This window comes from Pseudomonas savastanoi (genome assembly GCF_020917325.1).
GTDB classification, from domain to species: Bacteria; Pseudomonadota; Gammaproteobacteria; order Pseudomonadales; family Pseudomonadaceae; genus Aquipseudomonas; species Aquipseudomonas amygdali.
In genome coordinates, this window is record NZ_CP076652.1 from 5,684,134 (window position 1) to 5,704,269 (window position 20,136).

Consider the following 20,136-nt stretch of genomic DNA (forward strand, 5'->3'; position numbering starts at 1 on the left):
CCTTAGTTGCGGCAAAAACTGTTTGGCGGTCTGGTCGAGAGGCGCGCGGACACCTCAAACCACAGACCGGACAGCAATAAAGGCATCCGCAGCCCGGTACGCGCGTCAGAGCGGTATACTCACGGGCTATTTTTGAACATCGACACAAGGACTCGCCCATGAAAGCGTTCGGCAAAATCCTGGGGCTGTTTATTCTCGGGCTGTTGCTGATCATCGTGGCTCTCGGCTTCGCCCTGACCCACCTGTTTGATCCCAACGACTACAAAGACGAGATTCGCCAGCTGGCACGCGACAAGGCTAACGTCGAGCTGACGCTCAACGGTGATATCGGCTGGAGCCTGTTCCCCTGGCTCGGCCTGGAATTGCACGACGCCCATGTCGCCACCCTGACCGCCCCCGATCAGCCGTTTGCCGATGTGCAGATGCTCGGCCTGTCCGTGCGTGTCCTGCCGCTGCTTCGTCGTCAGGTGCAGATGAGTGACATCCGCGTCGAAGGCCTTAACCTGGCCCTGCACCGTGACGAAAACGGCCATGGCAACTGGGAAGACATCGGCAAGCCCGCTGTCGCAACCACCGCAGCGCCTGGCGAACCGGCGCCTGCACCAGCCCCGGACGCGCCCAAGGCCGACCGCCCCTCCCAGCCCATCCGGCTGGATATCGACAGCCTGACCGTCAACAACGCCCGCGTGGATTACAGCGATGCCCGAAAAGGCCGAACCTTCACCGCCGAGAGCATTCAACTGAGCACCGGGCCGATTCGTGAAGCGTCCGACATCCCGATCAAACTGACGGCGTTCCTGAGCACCAACCAGCCCGTCGTGCGCGCCAAGACCGAACTGGTCGGCGAACTGCGCATGGACCGCGTACTCAAGCGCTATCAATTCGAAGACATGCGCTTGTCCGGCGAAGTCGCAGGCGAACCGCTGCAGGGCAAGACCGTGACCTTCTCGGCGCAAGGCCAGTTGCTGATAGACCTTGCCGCCAATATCGCCGAATGGAACAGCCTCAAAGTGTCAGCCAACCAGTTGCGCGCACTGGGCGAACTGCGTGCCCGCGATCTGGACAAAACGCCACAGATCAGCGGCGGCCTGTCCATTGCCCAGCTCGATCTGCGCGCGTTCTTCGAGAACATCGGTCAGCCGTTGCCAGCCATGTCCGAGGGCGCGCTGAGCAAGGTTGAAATGGTCACGCGCCTGGCGGGTACGCCTACCAGCCTTGCGCTGGAAAACCTCAACCTGAAAGTCGACGACAGCACCTTCACGGGTCGCATCGCCGTGGACGACTTCGCCAAGCAAGCGCTGCGTGTCCAGCTCAAGGGCGATACCTTCGACGCCGACCGCTATCGTCCGGCTGAGAGCGAAGAAAGCAAAGGTGCCAAGGCCGCGCGCAAATCCGAGGTTCAGTCCGGTGAAGCCGCCGCTGCTGCGGGTGATTCACCGCTGCCCGAACAACCGACCAAGGCCGCCTGGAGCACTGCCAGGCTGCTGCCGCTGGAGCGCTTGCGTACGCTGGATGTCGAGGCTGACCTGAGCTTCGGCAAACTGACCCTGAACAAACTGCCCATCGACAACGCAGCGTTCAAGACCCAGGCCAACGGTGGTCTTATCAAGGTCGATACGCTGAGTGGCGACCTGTACAACGGCAACTTCGAGGTCAAGGGCAATCTGGACGCGCGTCCGGACACGCCTGTGGCCACGGTACAGACGCGCATTGCCAAAGTACCGGTCGAACGCATTCTGGAAAGCCAGGGCCAGACGCCGCCAGTGCGTGGCCTGCTGAACCTCGACAGCAACCTGACCGGTACAGGCAACAGCGAAAAAGCCCTGATCGACAGCCTGAACGGCACCGCCAGCTTCGCGCTCAATAACGGCGTACTGGTCAATGCCAACCTGGAGCAGCAGCTGTGCAAGGGTATTTCGATCCTCAACCGCAAGACGCTTAGCGGCGAACCGCGCGCCAAGGACACCCCTTTCCAGCAGCTCAACGGCAATCTGGTGGTACGCAACGGCGTGGCCAGCAATCCGGACCTCAAGGTTCGTACGCCGGGCATGGCCGTCAACGGTAACGGCGACGTCGACCTGCGCGTACTGGGCATGAATTACCGCGTCGGCATCATCGTCGAAGGCGACAAGAGCGACATGCCGGACCCGGCCTGCGAGATCAATCCGCGCTTTGTCGGTATCGAGTGGCCGGTGCAGTGCCGCGGCCCGCTGGAACTGGGCGCCAAGGCTTGCCGTCTGGACAAGGAAGGTGTCGGCCAGATCGCTGCGAAACTGGCGGGCGACCGGATCAGCGAGAAGCTCGAGGACAAGCTGAACGACAAACTCGGCGACAAGGTCAGCCCCGAGCTCAAGGACGCCCTCAAGGGACTGTTCAAGCGCTAGGGCAACGTGAACTGCTCAGGAGCGCCCTCGCGGCGCTCCACTGGCGCAACCTTTCCTATCCCGACTCATACCCCGACGACGAGAGCCCTTCAGGCCATGCAACCCGAACAATTCTCCAGCGCCGTGCTGGACTGGTACGACCGTCATGGCCGACATGACCTGCCCTGGCAACAAGACATCACGCCGTATCGGGTCTGGGTATCGGAAATCATGCTGCAGCAGACCCAGGTCAGCACCGTTCTGAATTACTTCGACCGCTTCATGGAGGCCCTGCCGACCGTGCAGGCGCTGGCTGAGGCACCGGAAGACGAAGTGCTGCACCTGTGGACCGGGCTGGGTTACTACACCCGCGCCCGCAACCTGCAGAAAACGGCAAAAATCGTGGTCGCCGACCATGGCGGCGAGTTTCCCCGCGATGTCGAAAAACTCATTCTGCTGCCCGGCATCGGCCTGTCCACCGCAGGCGCGATTGCCAGCCTGAGCATGGGCATTCGCGCGCCGATCCTCGATGGCAACGTCAAACGCGTGCTGGCGCGCTTCACCGCGCAAGAGGGCTACCCTGGCGAACCGAAGGTGGCCAAGCAGCTGTGGGCCACCGCTGAACGCTTCACGCCGCACCGCCGGGTCAACAACTACACCCAGGCGATGATGGACCTGGGGGCCACGCTCTGCACCCGCAGCAAACCGAGCTGCCTGCTCTGCCCGCTGGAGCGCAGTTGTGAGGCGCACATGCTGGGCCTGGAAACGCGCTACCCGATCCCCAAGCCGCGCAAGACCGTGCCGCAGAAACGCACGCTCATGCCGATGCTCGCCAACGAAGACGGCGCGATCCTGCTTTATCGTCGCCCTTCCAGCGGCTTGTGGGGCGGCCTGTGGAGCCTGCCGGAACTGGATGACTTCGATGACCTTCAGCACCTGGCCACCCAACACGCGCTGCAACTGGGCGAGCACCATGAACTGCCGGGGCTGATCCACACTTTCAGCCACTTCCAGTTGAGCATCGAACCCTGGCTGGTCAAGGTCCAGGAGTCCACCGATCACGTGGCCGAGGCTGACTGGCTCTGGTATAACCTCGCCACCCCGCCACGCCTGGGCCTTGCCGCCCCGGTGAAAAAGCTGCTCAAACGCGCAGCCGACGTATTGAACGCAGGAGAGTCGTCATGACCCGCACCGTAATGTGCCGCAAATACAAAGAAGAACTGCCCGGCCTGGAACGCGCCCCGTATCCGGGCGCCAAGGGCGAGGACATCTTCAACCACGTCTCGCAGAAAGCCTGGGCCGACTGGCAGAAACACCAGACCCTGCTGATCAACGAGCGTCGCCTGAACATGATGAACGCCGAAGACCGTAAATTCCTCCAGACCGAGATGGACAAGTTTCTCTCCGGCGAAGAATACGCCCAGGCCGAAGGCTACGTTCCCCCCGAAAAATAAAGCGTTTCACGCAGTGAAGGTCGTAAGCGTCGGTAATAATTCAAATTTTTTAAAAAACACGCTTGACGACCTCCTGAAAAACACGTCTAATGCGCCCCGTTGCCCAGATAGCTCAGTCGGTAGAGCAGGGGATTGAAAATCCCCGTGTCGGCGGTTCGATTCCGTCTCTGGGCACCACCTTTCGTTTTCAGGTGATGCCAAGCACACCTGAAAACACACAAGAAGCCCGCCTCGTGCGGGCTTTTTGTTGTCTGGTTTTTTGAATTACAGACGTTCCTGCACCCTGCGCGCGCAGAAGAGACCAATCGAATCAGACTACTGCACGTGTCGCCTCTTCCTGCGCCGCACGTCGGCCGCCATCCGGCTTATTCGCTTGCCTGCATTTCGCGGCGCGTGACAAGGTAGCCAAGCCTCGGCAAACCAAAACCCGCTAATTTCAAAGGCTCCAAGCGCGACGCCTCAAGCGGAAAATAATCATTATTTACGACGCAAGGACGACACCCTACTATGGTGTCACCTATAAGGATTATAGGCAGCATGAAAAACAGGCAGCCCTTGTGGAGCAAGCAGCAACTTGAGGATCTTGTTCATGTCCTGGCAAGAGACTCCTCCAAAGTCGTCTTTCGCGAGCATTGCCTGGAGCGCCTCTATGAGCGCGGCATAACCGCCACGGAGGCCCTGAGATGCCTGCGTCGAGGAGCAATCATCCGAGGGCCTACGTACAGCGAGAGGCATGGCAACTTCGAGTTCCGGATGAGCGAGCTCGCGCCGAGAGATGTTGTCTGCATGGTAGTAGCCGTCAATCCAAGTCCTGAGCCTGACGAGCTTTTCGCAATTACGGTGTGGGAGGTATGAAAATGTACAAATATAAAGGCAGTGGACTGGACGGCATCTTCTTGAAAAATGGTTATACGATCCTCGAAACGCCATACGGCGAGGGTGTGAAGATCGAAGATATCGACGGACTTCATCGAGCGATAGCTGTGGATATCATTGGCCAGAAAACGCCAATGACCGGGCGTCAGTTTCGCTTTTTGAGAAAGGAGCAGGATCTCATTCAGGAGGAGGCTGCAGCCATTTTCCGGGTCGATGTGCAGACCATTGCCAACTGGGAAAAGCGCGAATCTCAAGAAATATCGGGACCAGCTGACGTTGCCATGAGGGCTTTTTACGCTGCCTATATCCACGCCAATTTTGGTCCGATCATCTTCGAACGAAATGCACAACCCCACGAAGGAGCCGCGTTCGAATTGGACGGAACACAGTGGAAAGAGTCCGAGCTGAAAGTCGCTTGACTCAGAGGGTGATTAGTCTGGCGGCATGTAAAGGTACCGTTCAAGGCAACACTTGAGAAGATCACAACGGCCTTCTGCTACTCATACCAGCCATCCAGAGCCCTGCCACCCCCATCCCATTGAACTAATTTTCCCTGCCCGCCATCGAAGCCATACATTTGCTTCCACAAGGAAAATTACGTGCTCAAGTTTACTGCCTCCGCCCTCCTCATCGTCGCCACTCTGGGTCTGGCTGCCTGCGACAGCAAATCCGAACAGAAAGCACAGGACGCTCAGGCTCATCAGGAGAAATCCCAGGAGAAGATGGAGTCTGCTCAGGACAAAGTGAACGAGGCTGCCAAAGAGAACACTGAAGCGGCCAAGGACAAAGCGGCGTCCAAGGAAGCGGCTGCCGAAGAGTCGAAGACCTTCGTGCCGACGTCCGAAGTGACCAACACCATCCAGCCGGAAAAAAAGTGAAAACAGTGAATACTCTTCACAAAGTTTTCACAGCGACCGCGTCATTGTAGAGCTGCTCCCAAGTGTGAATCCTTAAGCCCGCTCCCCCATCGCGGGCTTTTCTTTGTCCGGAATTTGACGGGCAGACCGCTTTTCCAGATATCTGTGCACTTATGGTCAATGTATTTTTCTTTGACCAAAAACTGCACTTTTTTGACGCCAATAAATCTCTTCATTTATCCAGTCGATTGTTGCGATGACCCGTTCATGTCTCAGCTTTTCGAGCCGATACTCTAATCACAGCAAGTCCACAAACACACCAAGGGGCAGGTTATGTTCGGAAACAAGAACAAAGCTGAACTGACAGCCATGAAGGCCGAGGTAGATGGACTCAAAGGACTGACAAACGCACTGGAAAAATCAATGGCGGTGGTCGAGCTGGGTCTCGACGGCAAGATCCTTCGTGCCAACGATAACTTCCTTGCAACGATGGGCTACCGGGCCGATGAGCTGGCCAGCAAGACGCACCGCGACTTTTGCGAGCCGGAGATGCTCCGCAGCCGTGAATACGCGGACCTGTGGGCGTCTCTGAAGGCTGGCAAGTTCATCTCCGGCACCTTCAAGCGCATCGACAAGAATGGCCGTAGCGTCTGGCTGGAGGCAAGCTACAACCCGGTGACCGATACGCAGGGCAAAGTGTTCAAGGTGGTCAAATATGCTCTGGACGTTACCAAACGCGTAATGCTCGAAAACGAGACCAACGGCAAGCTGGCAGCAGTAGACCGGGCCATGGCTGTTTGCGAATTCGAGCCCAATGGCAATGTGATAACCGCCAACAGTAATTTCCTGAACGTCATGGGTTACGCACTGAACGAGATCAAAGGTAAACACCACAGATCGTTCTGCGAACCGGCACTGGTCAACAGCCCGGAATATGCCGAATTCTGGCGCAAGTTGAATCAGGGCGAGTTCATTGGCGATCAGTTCAAACGCCTCGGCAAACATGGCCGGGTTGTCTGGCTGGAAGCGACGTATAACCCGGTTTTTGATGTCGACGGCAAGCTCTACAAGATCGTCAAGTTTGCCAGTGACATCACCCAGCGTGTTGAAAAGCAGGAAGCCGATGCGCATGGTGCGTCGCGTGCTTACCATATCTCGGCAGAAACCGAGAAAGTGGCCGAACAAGGAACCCTGGTCATTCAGGAAACCGCTCGGGAAATGCGCCAGATTGCCGAAAACATCGGCGCGTCGGCGAAGCTGGTGAGCCAGCTGGGCGATCGCTCCGAGCAGATCACCGCCATCGTCAATACCATCCGCGGCATCGCCGACCAGACCAACCTGCTGGCGCTCAACGCTGCCATCGAAGCGGCACGGGCGGGTGATCAGGGTCGCGGGTTTGCCGTGGTGGCAGACGAAGTCCGGCAACTGGCCGGACGTACCAGCGGCTCGACCACCGAGATTGCCGAAATGATCGGCAAGATCCTCGCCGAAACACGTGAAGCCGTGGCGAGCATGGATGCCACGCAGGAAGGTGCCATTCGAGGTGTGACACTGGCAGATCAGGCCGGACAGGTCATCGTGCAGATCCGCGACGGCGCAAGCGATGCGGTCGAGGCCGTGAACATGTTCGCCACGCGCATGGATGAAGCTGAAGCGTTTGCAAAACCGGGCAAGCGATGAAGATCAAGTAACGCCCCGCACATCAAAACCCGCGTTCTGCGGGTTTTTTTATTGTCCAGAGATTACGGCCAAGCCTTGGTTATCCAGCCCGTCTGCGCTTCAATAGCGGCCATCGCATTTCACGCCCGTCAAAGGACCGCTCATGGCCTCGCCAGACAAGCAGCAAAAACGTGCCAAGCGCGCAAAAATCAAGGCCAAGCAGAACCGCTCAGGCAAGGGCACAACCAGCCTCGTCCACCCGGTGTTCGCCTCTGCGCTGGTCAATCTGCCGTTTGATGACGTCGAACTTGATCTAAACACGTTCGACTTCAAAGACATCGTGGAGAACGGCTTCGACCCGGCCGACTATGACGATCTCTTCGTGGCCATGAAAGCCGCCGAGGCCATCAGCCAACTGGCGCTGTGCGTCGTCTTCCTGCAATACCCGGTGCTGGCACTGGTGATTTCCGAAGAGGACGAAGACCCTGCCACGGACTTCATGATGGGCCTGCTGATCGTGTACCGCGCCATGTACCACGATGAAGACGAGGACACGGCGATCGAATGGATCGAAAGCCCCGCCTTCCAGAAAGATTACACGCTGGCGTCCGACCTGCTGATGAAGAGAGACACCAGAGCCGCACGCTAATGCATGCTCGTGCCAATGTATGACATTGGCACGAGCATCATCCGCTAAGGGCCGCGATCAACCCAGCGCAGCAGCGCCCACGCGGCCGGCCTTGCGGCGACGCGATACGATCAGGCCAGCGCCGATCACCAACAGGCTGAGTACGCCGGTGGCGATGATTTCGAGGCGATGCTCTTCCTGCAGCAGCATGATGGTCAGCACCGCGACGATGAACGCGATCACAGCCCAGGTCAGCCATGGGAACAGCCACATCTTGAAGTCGATGGCCTCGCCCGCAGCGATGCGCTTCTGGCGCATCCGCAGTTGCGACACGGCAATTACCAGATACACCAGCAGGGCAATGGCACCAGAGCTGGCCAGCAGGAAATCAAACACGGCAGCCGGTGCGATGTAGTTGGCGAAGACAGTCAGGAACGCCGCCGCAGTCGACATGATCACTGCCCAGTGAGGCGTACCGCCCTTGCTGGTGCGCTTCGACACGGCAGGTGCATCGCCGCGCTTGCCCAGCGAGAACAGCATGCGTGAAGCGGTATACAGGGCCGAGTTCAGGCAGCTGGTCACAGCAACCAGCACCACCAGATCGACAATCAGCTTGGCGTTCGGAATGCCCATTGCATCGAGCACGGTCTGATAAGAACCCACCTCGGCCAAGCGCGGGTCGTTCCACGGCACCAGCGACACCACGATGAAGATCGAAACCAGGTAGAACAGGAAGATCCGCCAGATCACCGAGTTGGTGGCCTTGGTGATCTGCTTGCCAGGGTTCTTGGACTCCGCCGCTGCAATGGTCACAATTTCAGTGCCCATGAACGAGAACATGGTGGTCAGCATCGCCGCCAGCACCGCGCCCATGCCGTTTGGCAGGAAGCCGCCGGTGTCGAACAGATGGCTGACACCGCTGACGTTGCTGGTGGGCAGCAGACCGAAGATCGCCGCAACACCCAGCACCACGAACGCGATGATCGCCACGACCTTGATCAGCGCGAACCAGAACTCGAATTCACCGTAGTTCTTCACGCTGAACAGGTTGGTCGCCGTCAACACCAGCGTGATGACCAGCGTGAACATCCAGATCGCGATGTTGGGGAACCAGGCGTGCAGGATGGTTGCAGCAGCGTTGGCCTCCAGTGGAATCACCAGCACCCAGAACCACCAGTACAACCAGCCGATAGTGAAACCGGCCCAATGCCCGATAGCGCGGTCGGCATAGGTTGAGAACGAACCTGTGTCTGGCGAGGCAACGGCCATTTCGGCCAGCATACGCATCACCAGCACCACCAGCGTACCCGCAGCGGCATAGGCCAGCAGCACGGCAGGGCCTGCCTCGGCAATCGCGTGGCCGGAGCCGACGAACAGACCGGCACCAATAACGCCGGCGATCGACAGCATCGTAATGTGTCGCGGTTTCAGCCCTTGTTCGAGCTCGGAAGAGTTAGCGGTACTGCTCATAAAACCACCTGTGCAAGACGAGCGAGGCACACCGAAGCGTTACGTAAAAAGAAAGCTACGGTGCCGTTCTTTATTATTGACGCAAGAATTGCGCCAAAATATTTCGAAAACGACGTCGCTTAGAGAATACGAGGCCTGTGGCTTAGCCCGTGAAGCATGCAGGGCGATAGCTTTTATACGCAGTCTGTAGGACTTGTTACCAAACGCCTCAGATTCGTCTACATGCACGCACCAAAAATGCCCCAAACCTTCCTCAAAGCGCAAACATGGTGCAGAAATCAGACCACCACTCAGCAAATGCTACTTCCAACACCAGGCCAAAGCTGGCAACATCGCGCCTTTTTCGCGCACGCCCCTGTTTTACAGGGCATCATGCTTGCCTTCATGCGACCGTCCGCTGCCCAGATGAGACAACCCGTCGAGCCCCTCCACGCTGGACGAAAGACGCTGATGGTTGTCCTTTAAACGCTGTGCTAGCTTGACGTTCGCTGGCAGCCAGCGCGCGCACTTCAATGAGGACCCCACATGGCCGAGGCCACGCCCGCCCTGGAAATCCGCAACCTGCACAAGCGCTACGACCAGCTTGAGGTGCTCAAAGGCATCTCGCTGACCGCTCGCGACGGCGATGTCATATCGATCCTCGGCTCATCCGGTTCCGGCAAGTCCACGCTGCTGCGCTGCATCAACCTGCTGGAAAACCCGCATCAGGGGCAGATCCTGGTGGCCGGCGAAGAATTGAAGCTCAAGGCCGCGCGCAACGGCGACCTGATTGCCGCCGATAACCGGCAGATCAATCGCTTGCGCAGCCAGATCGGCTTCGTGTTCCAGAATTTCAACCTGTGGCCGCACATGAGCGTGCTCGATAACATCATCGAAGCCCCACGTCGCGTGCTCGGTCAGAGCAAGGCCGAGGCCATTGCGGTGGCTGAAGAGTTGCTGGCCAAGGTCGGTATCGCCGACAAGCGCCATGCATACCCCGCGCAACTCTCCGGCGGGCAACAGCAGCGCGCCGCCATTGCTCGCACGCTGGCCATGCAACCAAAGGTTATCCTGTTCGACGAGCCGACCTCGGCCCTCGACCCGGAGATGGTTCAGGAAGTACTCGGCGTCATCCGCGCACTGGCTGAAGAAGGCCGGACCATGCTGCTGGTGACCCACGAAATGAATTTTGCACGTCAGGTATCAACTGAAGTGGTGTTTTTGCATCAGGGAATGGTCGAAGAACAGGGCACACCGCAGCAAGTATTCGAAAACCCGCTGTCGGCAAGGTGCAAACAATTCATGTCGAGTCACCGCTAACGGAGCAACACCCATGCAGTCGTACAAAAAGATCTTGCTGATCGCAGCGGCCACCCTTGCCTTCAGCGGCAGTGCCTTTGCTGAAACAATGAAAATGGGCATCGAAGGTGCCTACCCGCCGTTCAACAACAAGGACGCGAGTGGCCAGGTGGTGGGCTTTGACTATGAAATCGGCCAGGCCCTGTGCGCCAGGATGAAGGTCGAGTGCGAAGCGGTGACGTCAGACTGGGACGGCATCATCCCGGCGTTGATGGCCAACAAGTTCGACTTCCTGATCTCATCGCTGTCGATCACCGAAGAGCGCAAGCAGGTGGTCGATTTCACCAACCCCTATTACTCGAACAAGCTGCAATTCATCGCGCCGAAAACTTCCTCGATCGACGTATCGAGCACTGAAAAAGCCAAAGAAAGCCTTGCCGGCAAGTCAGTGGGTGCCCAACGCTCGACGCGGGCCGCCACCTGGCTGGAAGACACACTGGAGATCCCGGACGCCAAGCTCTATGACACTCAGGAAAACGCCTTCCTCGACCTGTCCTCCGGTCGCGTCGACGCCATGCTGGCCGACAAATACGTCAGCTTCGAGTGGCTGAAAAGCGAGGCCGGGCAAAACTTCGAGTTCAAGGGCGAGCCTGTCGTTGAAGACGACAAGATCGGCATCGCCGTGCGCAAGGGTGATGATGCCCTGCGCGAGCGCTTGAACGCGGCCCTGAAAGAAATCATCGCTGATGGCACCTACAAGAAGATCAACGACAAGTATTTCCCTTTCAGCATCCTCTGATTCACCTGACCGCGTCGCCGCCGCTTCCTGTAGAAGCGCGGCGACCGGCCCTGACAAAGCCTGCCCATGAACATTGATCTCCACGGATTCGGCCCGGCCCTTGCGGCTGGCGCGCTGATGACGGTCCAGCTTGCACTCTCGGCCCTGTGCCTGGGGCTGATACTCGGACTGCTCGGTGCCTTGGCCAAGACCTCGCCCTACAAGCCGCTGCAATGGCTGGGCAGTACCTACTCGACCCTGGTACGCGGCATTCCCGAACTGCTTTGGGTGTTGCTGATTTACTTCGGCACCGTCAACGGCATGCGCGCTCTGGGCAAACTGTTCGACATTCCTGACCTGGCCCTGAGCGCCTTCGCTGCCGGGGTCATCGCCCTGGGCATTTGCTTTGGTGCCTACGCGACCGAAGTGTTTCGCGGCGCGATTCTGGCCATCCCCAAAGGCCATCGTGAAGCCGGGCTGGCGCTGGGCATGTCACGGCCGCGCATTCTCTTCAAGCTGGTGCTGCCGCAGATGTGGCGCATCGCCCTGCCAGGCCTGGGCAATCTGTTCATGATTCTGATGAAAGACACCGCGCTGGTCTCGGTGATCGGCCTGGAAGAAATCATGCGTCACGCGCAAATCGCCGTGGGCTTCACCAAGCAAGCGTTCACCTTCTACATGGTCGCGGCCTTCATGTACCTGGGCCTGACCGTGCTGGCCATGGCCGGCATGTACTTCCTTGAGAAACGCGCCAGTCGCGGCTTTCTGAGGAGCGCGTCATGAATTGGGAAGTCATCATCAAGTGGCTGCCACGCCTGGCACAAGGCGCGACCCTGACCCTTGAGCTGGTGGCGATTGCCGTCATCGCTGGGCTGATCCTCGCCATCCCAATGGGCATCGCCCGTGCATCGCGTCACTGGCCGGTGCGCGCCCTACCCTACGCCTACATCTTTTTCTTCCGTGGTACACCGCTGCTGGTGCAACTGTTTCTGGTCTATTACGGCCTGGCGCAGTTCGACGTGGTGCGTCAGGGGCCGCTGTGGCCGTACCTGCGCGACCCTTTCTGGTGTGCAGTTGTCACCATGACCCTGCACACCGCCGCTTACATCGCAGAAATTTTGCGCGGCGCCATTCAGGCCGTGCCGGTCGGCGAGGTCGAGGCTGCGCGGGCGCTGGGCATGTCGAAATGGAAAGCACTGTTCTACATCGTCCTGCCCCGCGCGGCACGTATCGGTCTGCCTGCGTACAGCAACGAAGTCATCCTGATGCTCAAGGCCAGTGCCCTGGCCAGCACCGTTACCCTGCTGGAGTTGACCGGCATGGCCCGCACGATCATCGCCCGCACTTACTTGCCGGTAGAAATTTTCTTCGCCGCCGGTATGTTCTACCTCGTGATGACGTTCGTGCTGGTACAAGGCTTCCGCCTGCTGGAAAAACTGCTGCGTGTAGACGCCAGTCAGGGGCGCTGATATGAAGGGTGCTGGCGTCGATCCAGTCAGCACCTTGCCACACGAGGCCGCCACCATGCCCTCTGAACCTTGCTTGCAGGATGAACACCTCGGCAGCCACTTTGGTGCGCTGGACAGCTTCCTGTTCGCGCATCAGGCCCTGTGGCGGCCCAAGCCGTTCACACACCTGCGCTTGCCGTGGGAAGACAAATACCCGGACCTAGCGCACTGGCTGCGGCAACGCACGCTGGAACAGGCCGAGGCCGCGCATAACCACCCGGAACAACTCGACGCGCCGTTTCCGTTCCCGCAACTGGCCGCCGAAGCCGTCGCCCTGAGCCACGTTGCTGAACTGCCTTCATATCCTCTGGAGCCAGTCGATGCGCGCATGAGTGTCGACGTGCCGGGGCGCAAATGGCAGCAGATCGAAGCCTTCGCCGGCCATCTGAACAGACGTGATACCACCACGCACTGGCTGGACTGGTGCGCAGGCAAAGGCCATCTGGGGCGGCGCCTGACCGGGCGCGGTCAGCGTCTGACCTGCCTGGAGCACGACCCGGCGCTGATCGAAGCAGGCTTGGCACTGAGTACGCGGCAAGGCATAGACGCCAGGCATGTGCAGCAGGATGTCATGGCCGACGACGCCTGGCGCTGCCTGCAACCCGAGCACACGCCGGTGGCGCTGCATGCCTGCGGCGACCTGCACATTCAGCTGATGGAGCTGGCCAGCCAGACGGGCTGTCGGCACATGGCGATTGCGCCGTGCTGCTATAACCGCACCCGGCACGACCTGTATCGGCCGCTATCCAGCGACGGCAAGGCATCGGGCTTGAAGCTGTCACGAGACGAACTCGGTCTGCCGCTCAGCGAAACCGTAACGGCTGGCGCTCGCGTGCGTCGTCAACGCGACACCTCGATGGCCCGTCGTCTGGGCTTCGACATGCTGCAGCGTAGCTTGCGCGGCATTGACGATTACTTGCCCACGCCTTCGCTGCCGACGTCCTGGCTGGATGCGTCCTACGCGGACTACTGCAATCATCTGGCGCGACTGAAGAATCTGCCGGCACCGGGCCAGCAGGACTGGGCTTCTCTGGAAGCCGCCGGCTGGAAAAGGCTGGCCGAAGTGCGCAACCTGGAACTGGTCCGCGACCTGTTTCGGCGTCCGTTGGAGATGTGGCTGGTGCTCGACAGGGCAATGTATGTCCACGAGCAGGGCTACAGCGTCAGCGTTGGCACTTTCTGTGACAGCCGGATTACACCACGCAACCTGCTGATTCTGGCTCGAAAATCGTGACCTAAATCGATTGAGCAACCTGTGGATAAGTCTGTTGATGAAAATGTGGATGAGTGCGTTAAAGCTTGGCGCGCCAGTTACTGAAGCCCCTTATTTTTTCCCGCAATCCTTTCCGTAACCCGCAAAAACAATGCCTTGCGGACCACCAGGCCAACATTCGCACATCTGGTAACGCGCGTATTTTTTTATCAAGCGATTGTGCATAAAGATTTGGTAAAGGCTCTGGAACAAGCTTTTTGCCTGGCTAAATCGCGCACATGCAAGTGCCTGTGCACGACCTGTTTAGTGCGAGGTTTCAGACCTCTTCGACACACTCCAGCGAGCGCTCGACCATGACTTTGGCCATTTCCAGCATATGCATGGAGGCAAACGCCAGGTCGCGTTGCGCACCGGTCAATTCATCGCCCAGTTCGTGGGCGGTGGCCGATGCACAACGCATGAAGTCCAGCGCATGCACCAAGGTTGCTTCCAGGCTGATGAAGTCGAACTTGCTGTCGTGGGGTTCTTTGTCAGTGCGGGGGATTGGCAGGTAACACGCCATGGCGCGTTTGACGACCGCCTTGTCGAAGATTGGCGCGGTGCTGGACTGTTTGGGTGGGTCGGGGGTTATTTTGACCATGCTTAGCTCTCTCCTCAATGGAACTGCCACTGGGGTCGCGACTAAACGATTGAGGTGGCAGCTGTGCGAAGGTTAGTCGACCGGGAGCTAAGACCGGCGCACCCGAAGGTGCCCTCGCGCACAGCCGCCATAGAGTGCAGGAAGAAGACCTGACCAAAACAGCGACGCGATACGCCTTAACTCAAATCCGGGCGACTAAACCCGATCGCTGATGTGCAGCGACAGGCGGAGATTAGAAGCACACATCGAGAGGCGCAAGCGGTCGGGGATTCTCTCGGAAATGTCCTTCAAAAGAAAGAGACCAAGCCTGCAAAAACCGGCCTGAAAGCGTTGCAAAACATGATCTCCGCGTACGATTGCCTAAGGCCGTGGGAGCGAGCTTGCTCGCGAAGGCGGAATACGCAACGCCGCATTCCTGTCATGACTCACTACTAAAACTGATCATCCTTCAACCGCGCAAACGGCACACTGCGATTTTGCAACTTGCGCAACGTCAGCTTGTACGCACTGGACTTGATCTGACTGCCCATCGGTGTCTCCTCCAGCAAGATACGGCCCGACGCAAAGGCACAGCCCGTGCTCATCATCTTGTACTTGAGCAGATACAGCCCCGGGTCCATCTTGGCGAACGTAAACACCGCACCGGCCGGCACAAACGCATGCCGAAACGCCCTGCGCCCCACCGCATCCGTGACCTTGGCATACACCGCCGACTCGCCGGCCGAGTTATCCACAGTTATCTGCGACCAGCCGTTGTCCTTGAGCAACGGCATATCTTTCACGTAACCCGCCTTTTCCGGCCAGGGCGCGCCCATCGGATCCAGCGCCGGCACCTCACACTCCGACGTTACCGCATCAACCGGCTTGGCCGGGCTGGCCACAGGCTCTTCAACCGGCGCGGCGGGCGCTGGCTTGACCCACGTCTGCGCAACCGGCACCGGCTCGGCTGGCACAAACGCCTTGCCAGCATCAGGGTCGTAACCCATCCACGCCCCGGCTGCGCAAAACACCACAAACACCAGCGCCCAACGCAACGCACTGCGGCGCCGCTTGTCACTGGGAGGCGATGAAAAGGAAGGAGAAGCCTTGGGCGCCGGGCCCGTCCGAGCCGCCCGAGAGGGCGCTGCAGTGGCAGTAGCAGAGTTTGCGGCATACACATGCACCGCCTGCCCGCCCCCCGCACGCGCCTGCTTGCGCCGCAACGCGTCCATACGAGCCTTGTGCTCATCGGCAGCAAGCTGCGCATCATAAGCCGCACGCCGCGAAGGGTCCGCCAGCACATCATGAGACGCGTTGACCACGCCCATCATGTCCGAGGCGTAAGGGTCGGGATTCCTGTCCGGGTGCAGCTTCTGCGCCAGCTTGCGATAAGCCTTCTTGATCTGCTCAGGAGAGGCATCGCGAGCAACACTCAGCAGCTCGTAATGCGTGGGCGTTCTCTGCATTGCACTTGCTGTCCATGGCTGACTGCCATTTTTGATACAGATGTATCGGCCAAAAAGCCCATATCTCCAGTGCAAATGCAACGCAACAAGAACCAGCCCACAAGAAAATGCCCGAATCCAGAGGATCCGGGCATTTCTTGAAACATCGATGAAGCCTTCGTGAGCGTCCAGACGCACATTCATGCGATTCAGACAGCAATCCTCAGCCCCACCTTGCGCAAGACCCAACAGGCCAGACGCAACTACAAATACCCTTCAACAACTCCTCAGCGAATGACCAGCCTGCGGCAAACAACACCCCAACACCGGTTACGATCCATCGCATTACTCATCAGATAGTCCTTTATCTGCTGGCTGAAAAGCTAACGTCCCGTGCTGCTGACTCAGTAGCCTGGGCCGTTGAGAACAAGCCTATGCAAAGCCCTCCTGCCCTGCAACTGCCCAAAAATGGCGGGGTCGGATGGGTGCCTGTTCACGCACCAGATAGCCATCAACGCTGGACGCATCGGTTTGCACGACCAGGTTAAAAATCGAGCGTTCTGTCAGGCACAAGCTGCGCGTGCCAGAGGCGAAATCAGCGTCCAAATGCGCAGTGCTCACACACATCAAGCAGACCATTCCGCCAAAACCAACAGAAACGTCCTGCACCACCACCCGCCCGCATCCCACCCAAAGCGCCAATGGTCGATTTTTTCAACTGAATCAGACAGCTAGGCTTTACAAGCGCATCAGAAGCTATATACTCGCAGCCCATTACGCCGGTATAGCTCAGTTGGTAGAGCAACTGACTTGTAATCAGTAGGTCCCGGGTTCGACTCCTGGTGCCGGCACCATATAAATCAAGGGCTTGCAGCGATGCAGGCCCTTGTTTTTTGCGGTACACGTAACAAGCCACGTAACAAGCCATCCTTTCACTGCGCCTGACCAGGCCTTAGACGTGATTACTCGCGCCGGTAAAAGCGCACACGCCAACACACGTCCGCACCTCCCCAAGCAGCCCACCCAAGGGCAGCGTCTCAAAATTTTTTGGGGCAGAAAAAAAGAGCGATATTAGTAATATGCGTTGCTGAAAACGGCTACAGCCCTTGTAAATCAAGGCTCTCAGCGTTTTCGGGAAATAGCGATATTGAAGCGATATGAAGGCGATAATATTACCTTTATGAACAGTAATATTTACCTTCCTTAAAACCCAATGATTCCGGGGGTTTGGTAAAATATCGCTATTCATATAGCTACCATATCGCTATGCCCTGCTATATGAAGGACCCAGCAAAACCGGGGCCTCCAACCCTTTTTTCCTCACATCTAGCTAATATCGCTATTTTTTTTACCCCACCCCCATTTTCAGAACGAAATCCCACGTTCCGGTCACGTTTCAGCGCCATCGACCCGGTCGGGGCATAGGAGATAAACATGTCCGAGGATTTATGCGTCACTGACCAGATCGCGTTGTCCCGCCATCGAGTTTTCCTCCTGAGGGAGCTGAATCGAACCAGAAGCATGGCGCTTCGTTCGGCGATCTATGACCAGCTCGCCCATTTTTCTGCGCTGCTCTGCATGCCGATACCGGCACTCGATACCATTGGCTTGCCCGAACAGTCAGCTGAGGACGCATTGATTCCATTCTGGTCAGCACTCGACCTACTGGATGGCAAAGGCGAACAGTACAACCATTCGGCGGCACCCGAGTCGTTGCTCGCGATCAACTTCAAAGATCTGCAATCACGTCTGGACAAGCATGGTTGCGGGCTACAGATCGACTCATCTCTCCGCAGATTTCTAACCGAGTCCGTTAAGCCGAAATTCGTCGAGGCCAACAAGAACGTGGCCAGTGTTTTATTGAAGAAAACAGTCAGGTGCATGGTTTTTCAAGCCCGTGAGTAACTGTGTAACGCAGTGAAACCTCCAAACTGACCTAGAAGCCTTGTCGCTCAGGGCTTCCAGCCCATCCACTGCGAACGAGGCTGTAACCGAAATCGGCGTGCGATTTGATCGACCCTGATTTCGAAAACCCTGGCCTCAGGGTCTTTTTTAGTTTTTCACCCAGCGAAACCGGGGGCTTCTGCACGGAGCTCCTGAATGCCTTTCCAAGATCCACAGTGCAATCCCACTGCATTCCTCTGCAAAACTTTGCACTCTGTGAAATGGCTGATCAGCCGCAGAGGCCCACGGCCCGCTTGGGCTTGAAGGGCTATTGCACTGCATCGAGATTTGCAAAAAAAACGGACGCGAAGCCCGTCGGCGGGAGGGGGATAAGTGCTTTTCGAGACGTTTTTTCTTTACTGCCAAGATTTCTAAACAAACAATCTCGCAAATGAAGGAACGTCCTATACTCACTGCAGTGTTTAACCATAATCCAAGGTTTTAAGTGTATGGAATTTAAAGTAGCCCTCAAGGAGCATTTCAAAAAATTTGAAGCCTCTCCTATGCTGTTTATTGGTTCGGGAATGTCCAAACGTTACCTCGGCACTGAAAATTGGGAGCAATTATTGCTCAGGTTTTGTAACGAAATAGGTGAAAACCCACTGAAGCTTAGAACAAGCTCTGGAGGCGACCCTACAAAGTATGCGCAGTTACTGGCGAAAAGCTACGAAGATAAGTGGTGGGAACGCCCAGAGTCGGCTGAAATCTCTAGGCAATTTGGTGAGCACTTCATAAATGACAGCTCAATATTAAAAATACAGATATCAAGATATTTGCAAACAGCTCATAAAAATATTAATTCTGAAACCTCATCAGAACTGGAAATATTAAAGAAAGCAAACATCGATGGAATCATTACAACAAACTGGGATTGTCTTTTAGAAGAAGCCTTTCCTAACTTCACTACTTTTATTGGACAGGATGGACTAATCGCAGGAAGGAGCCATGGGATAGCGGAAATATATAAAATTCACGGTTGCTCAACCCACCCAAACTCTTTAGTTCTCACTGAAAGCGACTATGCTGAATACAGAAGAAAAAACCCGTATCTTTCATCAAAGTTACTTACTATTTTTATTGAACGGCCAGTGATTTTTTTGGGTTACTCCCTTGCCGACCCCCATATAGCAGAAATACTAGAGGACATTATTGGTTGCTTTCCGGAAAAGAGCTTGGAGTTCCTAAGAGATAAGCTAATTTTCGTAGAGTGGCACCGGGAGCTAGATGAACCATCAATCACGGACTCAGTAATTCACAAGCGCATACCTGTTAAGCTTGTGCGAGCTAACAGCTTTACAGAGTTGTTCGAGGTATTGGCTGAAACCAAGAAACGAATACCAGCACATATTTTCAGAAGAATAAAAGATCAACTTTATGAACTTGTTATTACTGACGACCCTAAAGGTCAGCTTTACGTCCGAAATGAGAGGGACTTAGAGCAGGGCGACTCTTTGACTGAGTTTGTTGTAGGATACGGAGCCATTTCTACTTTAAAGAAAGGAGAAGCGATCTCAAAACAAGGCTTGATTGGATTGGAGAGATCAGACCTCGTCCGAGATATTATTTTTGAAACAGAGAAATATGATGCCGCAGATGTTGTAGCTACTGTTTTCCCCAAACTAGCCAAGGGGAATCAAAGTCTACCTATATTCCACTATCTACAAAGAGCCGGTTACATACTTGCAGATGGAGAATTGAATCAGACTTCACCACCACTCTGTGCCGGTGCAGTTGTTAGGTTTGAGGCCAATTTATTTGACGTTGTCAATGCCGGTGAGTTACGAAGGTCAAAAACCGTTCCAGAAGTTCTTATCGGAGTTAATGAACTCTACCAGAAACAGGGATTTGAACTTTTTTTGAGAATGGTGCCTTACATGGAACCATCCTTGATAAAGAGCGGCCTAGAGGACCTATGTGAAATATTAAGAAAACACGTAGATACATCACCCAAGAACAGTGGATTCTTTAAGCTTGTGTGCTTTTACGACCTAGTAAAAAACAGCAATAGGTATTGACGGTTATAACTTTATTAGAGCAAGCATTT

19 protein-coding genes and 2 tRNA genes are annotated in these 20,136 nt (G+C 56.7%); 17 read left to right on the forward strand and 4 right to left on the reverse strand.

The features are described 5' to 3' along the window. Positions 1-158: 158 nt before the first annotated feature. From KP808_RS24395 to KP808_RS24440, 9 genes are all read left to right on the forward strand, one after another. The gene (locus tag KP808_RS24395) at positions 159-2,384 is read left to right on the forward strand and encodes an AsmA family protein (protein WP_230017087.1); all 2,226 of its coding nucleotides are present in this window, start codon (positions 159-161) and stop codon (positions 2,382-2,384) included. A gap of 96 nt (positions 2,385-2,480) precedes the next feature. Further along, entirely contained in the window at positions 2,481-3,548 is a 1,068-nt protein-coding gene (mutY, locus tag KP808_RS24400) for an A/G-specific adenine glycosylase (protein ID WP_230017088.1), read from the forward strand. After that, a complete protein-coding gene (locus tag KP808_RS24405) occupies positions 3,545-3,817 on the forward strand; it encodes an oxidative damage protection protein (RefSeq protein ID WP_002555777.1) in 273 nt (90 codons plus the stop codon). The genes mutY and KP808_RS24405 overlap by 4 nt, the downstream gene beginning before the upstream one ends. A 101-nt stretch (positions 3,818-3,918) precedes the next feature. Beyond that, a tRNA-Phe gene (locus KP808_RS24410) sits at positions 3,919-3,994 on the forward strand. Between the two features lie 360 nt (positions 3,995-4,354). After that, the gene (locus KP808_RS24415) at positions 4,355-4,672 is read left to right on the forward strand and encodes a DUF4258 domain-containing protein (protein ID WP_005781631.1); all 318 of its coding nucleotides are present in this window, start codon (positions 4,355-4,357) and stop codon (positions 4,670-4,672) included. After that, on the forward strand, positions 4,669-5,112 hold the full coding sequence (locus KP808_RS24420; protein WP_230017089.1) for a helix-turn-helix domain-containing protein: 444 nt from the start codon (positions 4,669-4,671) through the stop codon (positions 5,110-5,112). The genes KP808_RS24415 and KP808_RS24420 overlap by 4 nt, the downstream gene beginning before the upstream one ends. A 180-nt stretch (positions 5,113-5,292) precedes the next feature. Then, positions 5,293-5,571 (forward strand): hypothetical protein, encoded by a 279-nt coding sequence (locus KP808_RS24425; RefSeq protein WP_044324586.1) that lies wholly within the window; start codon positions 5,293-5,295, stop codon positions 5,569-5,571. Positions 5,572-5,883: 312 nt separating this feature from the next. Continuing rightward, entirely contained in the window at positions 5,884-7,230 is a 1,347-nt protein-coding gene (locus tag KP808_RS26010; RefSeq protein WP_054995674.1) for a methyl-accepting chemotaxis protein, read from the forward strand. A 142-nt stretch (positions 7,231-7,372) separates the two neighbouring features. Further along, positions 7,373-7,858, forward strand: coding sequence for a hypothetical protein (locus KP808_RS24440; RefSeq protein WP_058400058.1), 486 nt, complete (start codon positions 7,373-7,375; stop codon positions 7,856-7,858). Between the two features lie 57 nt (positions 7,859-7,915). Here the strand turns inward: KP808_RS24440 and gabP are convergent, their stop codons facing one another. Further along, on the reverse strand, positions 7,916-9,307 hold the full coding sequence (gene gabP / locus KP808_RS24445; RefSeq protein WP_058400057.1) for a GABA permease: 1,392 nt from the start codon (positions 9,305-9,307) through the stop codon (positions 7,916-7,918). Positions 9,308-9,832: 525 nt separating this feature from the next. Here gabP and KP808_RS24450 point away from each other — a divergent pair. The 5 genes from KP808_RS24450 (at position 9,833) to KP808_RS24470 (ending at position 14,105) form a co-directional block, all read left to right on the forward strand. After that, complete coding sequence (locus KP808_RS24450; protein WP_016981246.1) at positions 9,833-10,606, forward strand: ABC transporter ATP-binding protein; 774 nt, start codon at positions 9,833-9,835, stop codon at positions 10,604-10,606. Between the two features lie 13 nt (positions 10,607-10,619). Then, on the forward strand, positions 10,620-11,384 hold the full coding sequence (locus KP808_RS24455; protein ID WP_230017090.1) for an ABC transporter substrate-binding protein: 765 nt from the start codon (positions 10,620-10,622) through the stop codon (positions 11,382-11,384). A 66-nt stretch (positions 11,385-11,450) separates the two neighbouring features. Then, on the forward strand, positions 11,451-12,146 hold the full coding sequence (locus tag KP808_RS24460) for an ABC transporter permease (protein WP_117140104.1): 696 nt from the start codon (positions 11,451-11,453) through the stop codon (positions 12,144-12,146). Continuing rightward, positions 12,143-12,832, forward strand: a complete 690-nt coding sequence (locus KP808_RS24465; protein WP_002555785.1) for an ABC transporter permease — start codon at positions 12,143-12,145, stop codon at positions 12,830-12,832. Before KP808_RS24460 ends, KP808_RS24465 begins: the two co-directional genes overlap by 4 nt. A 1-nt stretch (position 12,833) precedes the next feature. Next, positions 12,834-14,105, forward strand: coding sequence for a methyltransferase (locus KP808_RS24470; protein ID WP_230017091.1), 1,272 nt, complete (start codon positions 12,834-12,836; stop codon positions 14,103-14,105). Positions 14,106-14,400: 295 nt separating this feature from the next. Here KP808_RS24470 and KP808_RS24475 read toward each other — a convergent pair whose 3' ends face one another. The 3 genes from KP808_RS24475 to KP808_RS24485 form a co-directional block, all read right to left on the reverse strand. Continuing rightward, the gene (locus tag KP808_RS24475) at positions 14,401-14,724 is read right to left on the reverse strand and encodes a DUF6124 family protein (protein ID WP_058400054.1); all 324 of its coding nucleotides are present in this window, start codon (positions 14,722-14,724) and stop codon (positions 14,401-14,403) included. Positions 14,725-15,155: 431 nt separating this feature from the next. Further along, positions 15,156-16,169 carry a J domain-containing protein gene (locus KP808_RS24480; RefSeq protein ID WP_230017092.1) on the reverse strand — a complete coding sequence of 338 codons (1,014 nt, stop codon included), beginning with the start codon at positions 16,167-16,169 and terminating at the stop codon, positions 15,156-15,158. A gap of 411 nt (positions 16,170-16,580) precedes the next feature. After that, a complete protein-coding gene (locus KP808_RS24485; RefSeq protein ID WP_230017093.1) occupies positions 16,581-16,823 on the reverse strand; it encodes a hypothetical protein in 243 nt (80 codons plus the stop codon). A 103-nt stretch (positions 16,824-16,926) separates the two neighbouring features. On the opposite strand from KP808_RS24485, the gene KP808_RS24490 reads away from it, so the two are divergent. The 3 genes from KP808_RS24490 (at position 16,927) to KP808_RS24500 (ending at position 20,107) form a co-directional block, all read left to right on the forward strand. Beyond that, a tRNA-Thr gene (locus tag KP808_RS24490) sits at positions 16,927-17,002 on the forward strand. A 580-nt stretch (positions 17,003-17,582) separates the two neighbouring features. Then, entirely contained in the window at positions 17,583-18,053 is a 471-nt protein-coding gene (locus tag KP808_RS24495) for a hypothetical protein (protein WP_011269305.1), read from the forward strand. A gap of 488 nt (positions 18,054-18,541) precedes the next feature. Further along, positions 18,542-20,107 carry an SIR2 family protein gene (locus tag KP808_RS24500; protein ID WP_230017094.1) on the forward strand — a complete coding sequence of 522 codons (1,566 nt, stop codon included), beginning with the start codon at positions 18,542-18,544 and terminating at the stop codon, positions 20,105-20,107. Positions 20,108-20,136 lie beyond the last annotated feature (29 nt).

What these genes read in the sequence shown, in the direction of transcription:
- KP808_RS24460 (WP_117140104.1), top strand. Translation starts at nt 11,451, where the DNA reads ATGAACATTGATCTCCACGGATTCGGCCCGGCCCTTGCGGCTGGCGCG.
- KP808_RS24420 (WP_230017089.1), top strand. Translation starts at nt 4,669, where the DNA reads ATGAAAATGTACAAATATAAAGGCAGTGGACTGGACGGCATCTTCTTG.
- KP808_RS24415 (WP_005781631.1), top strand. Translation starts at nt 4,355, where the DNA reads ATGAAAAACAGGCAGCCCTTGTGGAGCAAGCAGCAACTTGAGGATCTT.
- KP808_RS24495 (WP_011269305.1), top strand. Translation starts at nt 17,583, where the DNA reads ATGTCCGAGGATTTATGCGTCACTGACCAGATCGCGTTGTCCCGCCAT.
- KP808_RS24470 (WP_230017091.1), top strand. Translation starts at nt 12,834, where the DNA reads ATGAAGGGTGCTGGCGTCGATCCAGTCAGCACCTTGCCACACGAGGCC.
- KP808_RS26010 (WP_054995674.1), top strand. Translation starts at nt 5,884, where the DNA reads ATGTTCGGAAACAAGAACAAAGCTGAACTGACAGCCATGAAGGCCGAG.
- KP808_RS24440 (WP_058400058.1), top strand. Translation starts at nt 7,373, where the DNA reads ATGGCCTCGCCAGACAAGCAGCAAAAACGTGCCAAGCGCGCAAAAATC.
- KP808_RS24500 (WP_230017094.1), top strand. Translation starts at nt 18,542, where the DNA reads ATGGAATTTAAAGTAGCCCTCAAGGAGCATTTCAAAAAATTTGAAGCC.
- KP808_RS24455 (WP_230017090.1), top strand. Translation starts at nt 10,620, where the DNA reads ATGCAGTCGTACAAAAAGATCTTGCTGATCGCAGCGGCCACCCTTGCC.
- mutY (WP_230017088.1), top strand. Translation starts at nt 2,481, where the DNA reads ATGCAACCCGAACAATTCTCCAGCGCCGTGCTGGACTGGTACGACCGT.
- KP808_RS24465 (WP_002555785.1), top strand. Translation starts at nt 12,143, where the DNA reads ATGAATTGGGAAGTCATCATCAAGTGGCTGCCACGCCTGGCACAAGGC.
- KP808_RS24480 (WP_230017092.1), bottom strand. Translation starts at nt 16,169, where the DNA reads ATGCAGAGAACGCCCACGCATTACGAGCTGCTGAGTGTTGCTCGCGAT.
- KP808_RS24405 (WP_002555777.1), top strand. Translation starts at nt 3,545, where the DNA reads ATGACCCGCACCGTAATGTGCCGCAAATACAAAGAAGAACTGCCCGGC.
- gabP (WP_058400057.1), bottom strand. Translation starts at nt 9,307, where the DNA reads ATGAGCAGTACCGCTAACTCTTCCGAGCTCGAACAAGGGCTGAAACCG.
- KP808_RS24450 (WP_016981246.1), top strand. Translation starts at nt 9,833, where the DNA reads ATGGCCGAGGCCACGCCCGCCCTGGAAATCCGCAACCTGCACAAGCGC.
- KP808_RS24475 (WP_058400054.1), bottom strand. Translation starts at nt 14,724, where the DNA reads ATGGTCAAAATAACCCCCGACCCACCCAAACAGTCCAGCACCGCGCCA.
- KP808_RS24395 (WP_230017087.1), top strand. Translation starts at nt 159, where the DNA reads ATGAAAGCGTTCGGCAAAATCCTGGGGCTGTTTATTCTCGGGCTGTTG.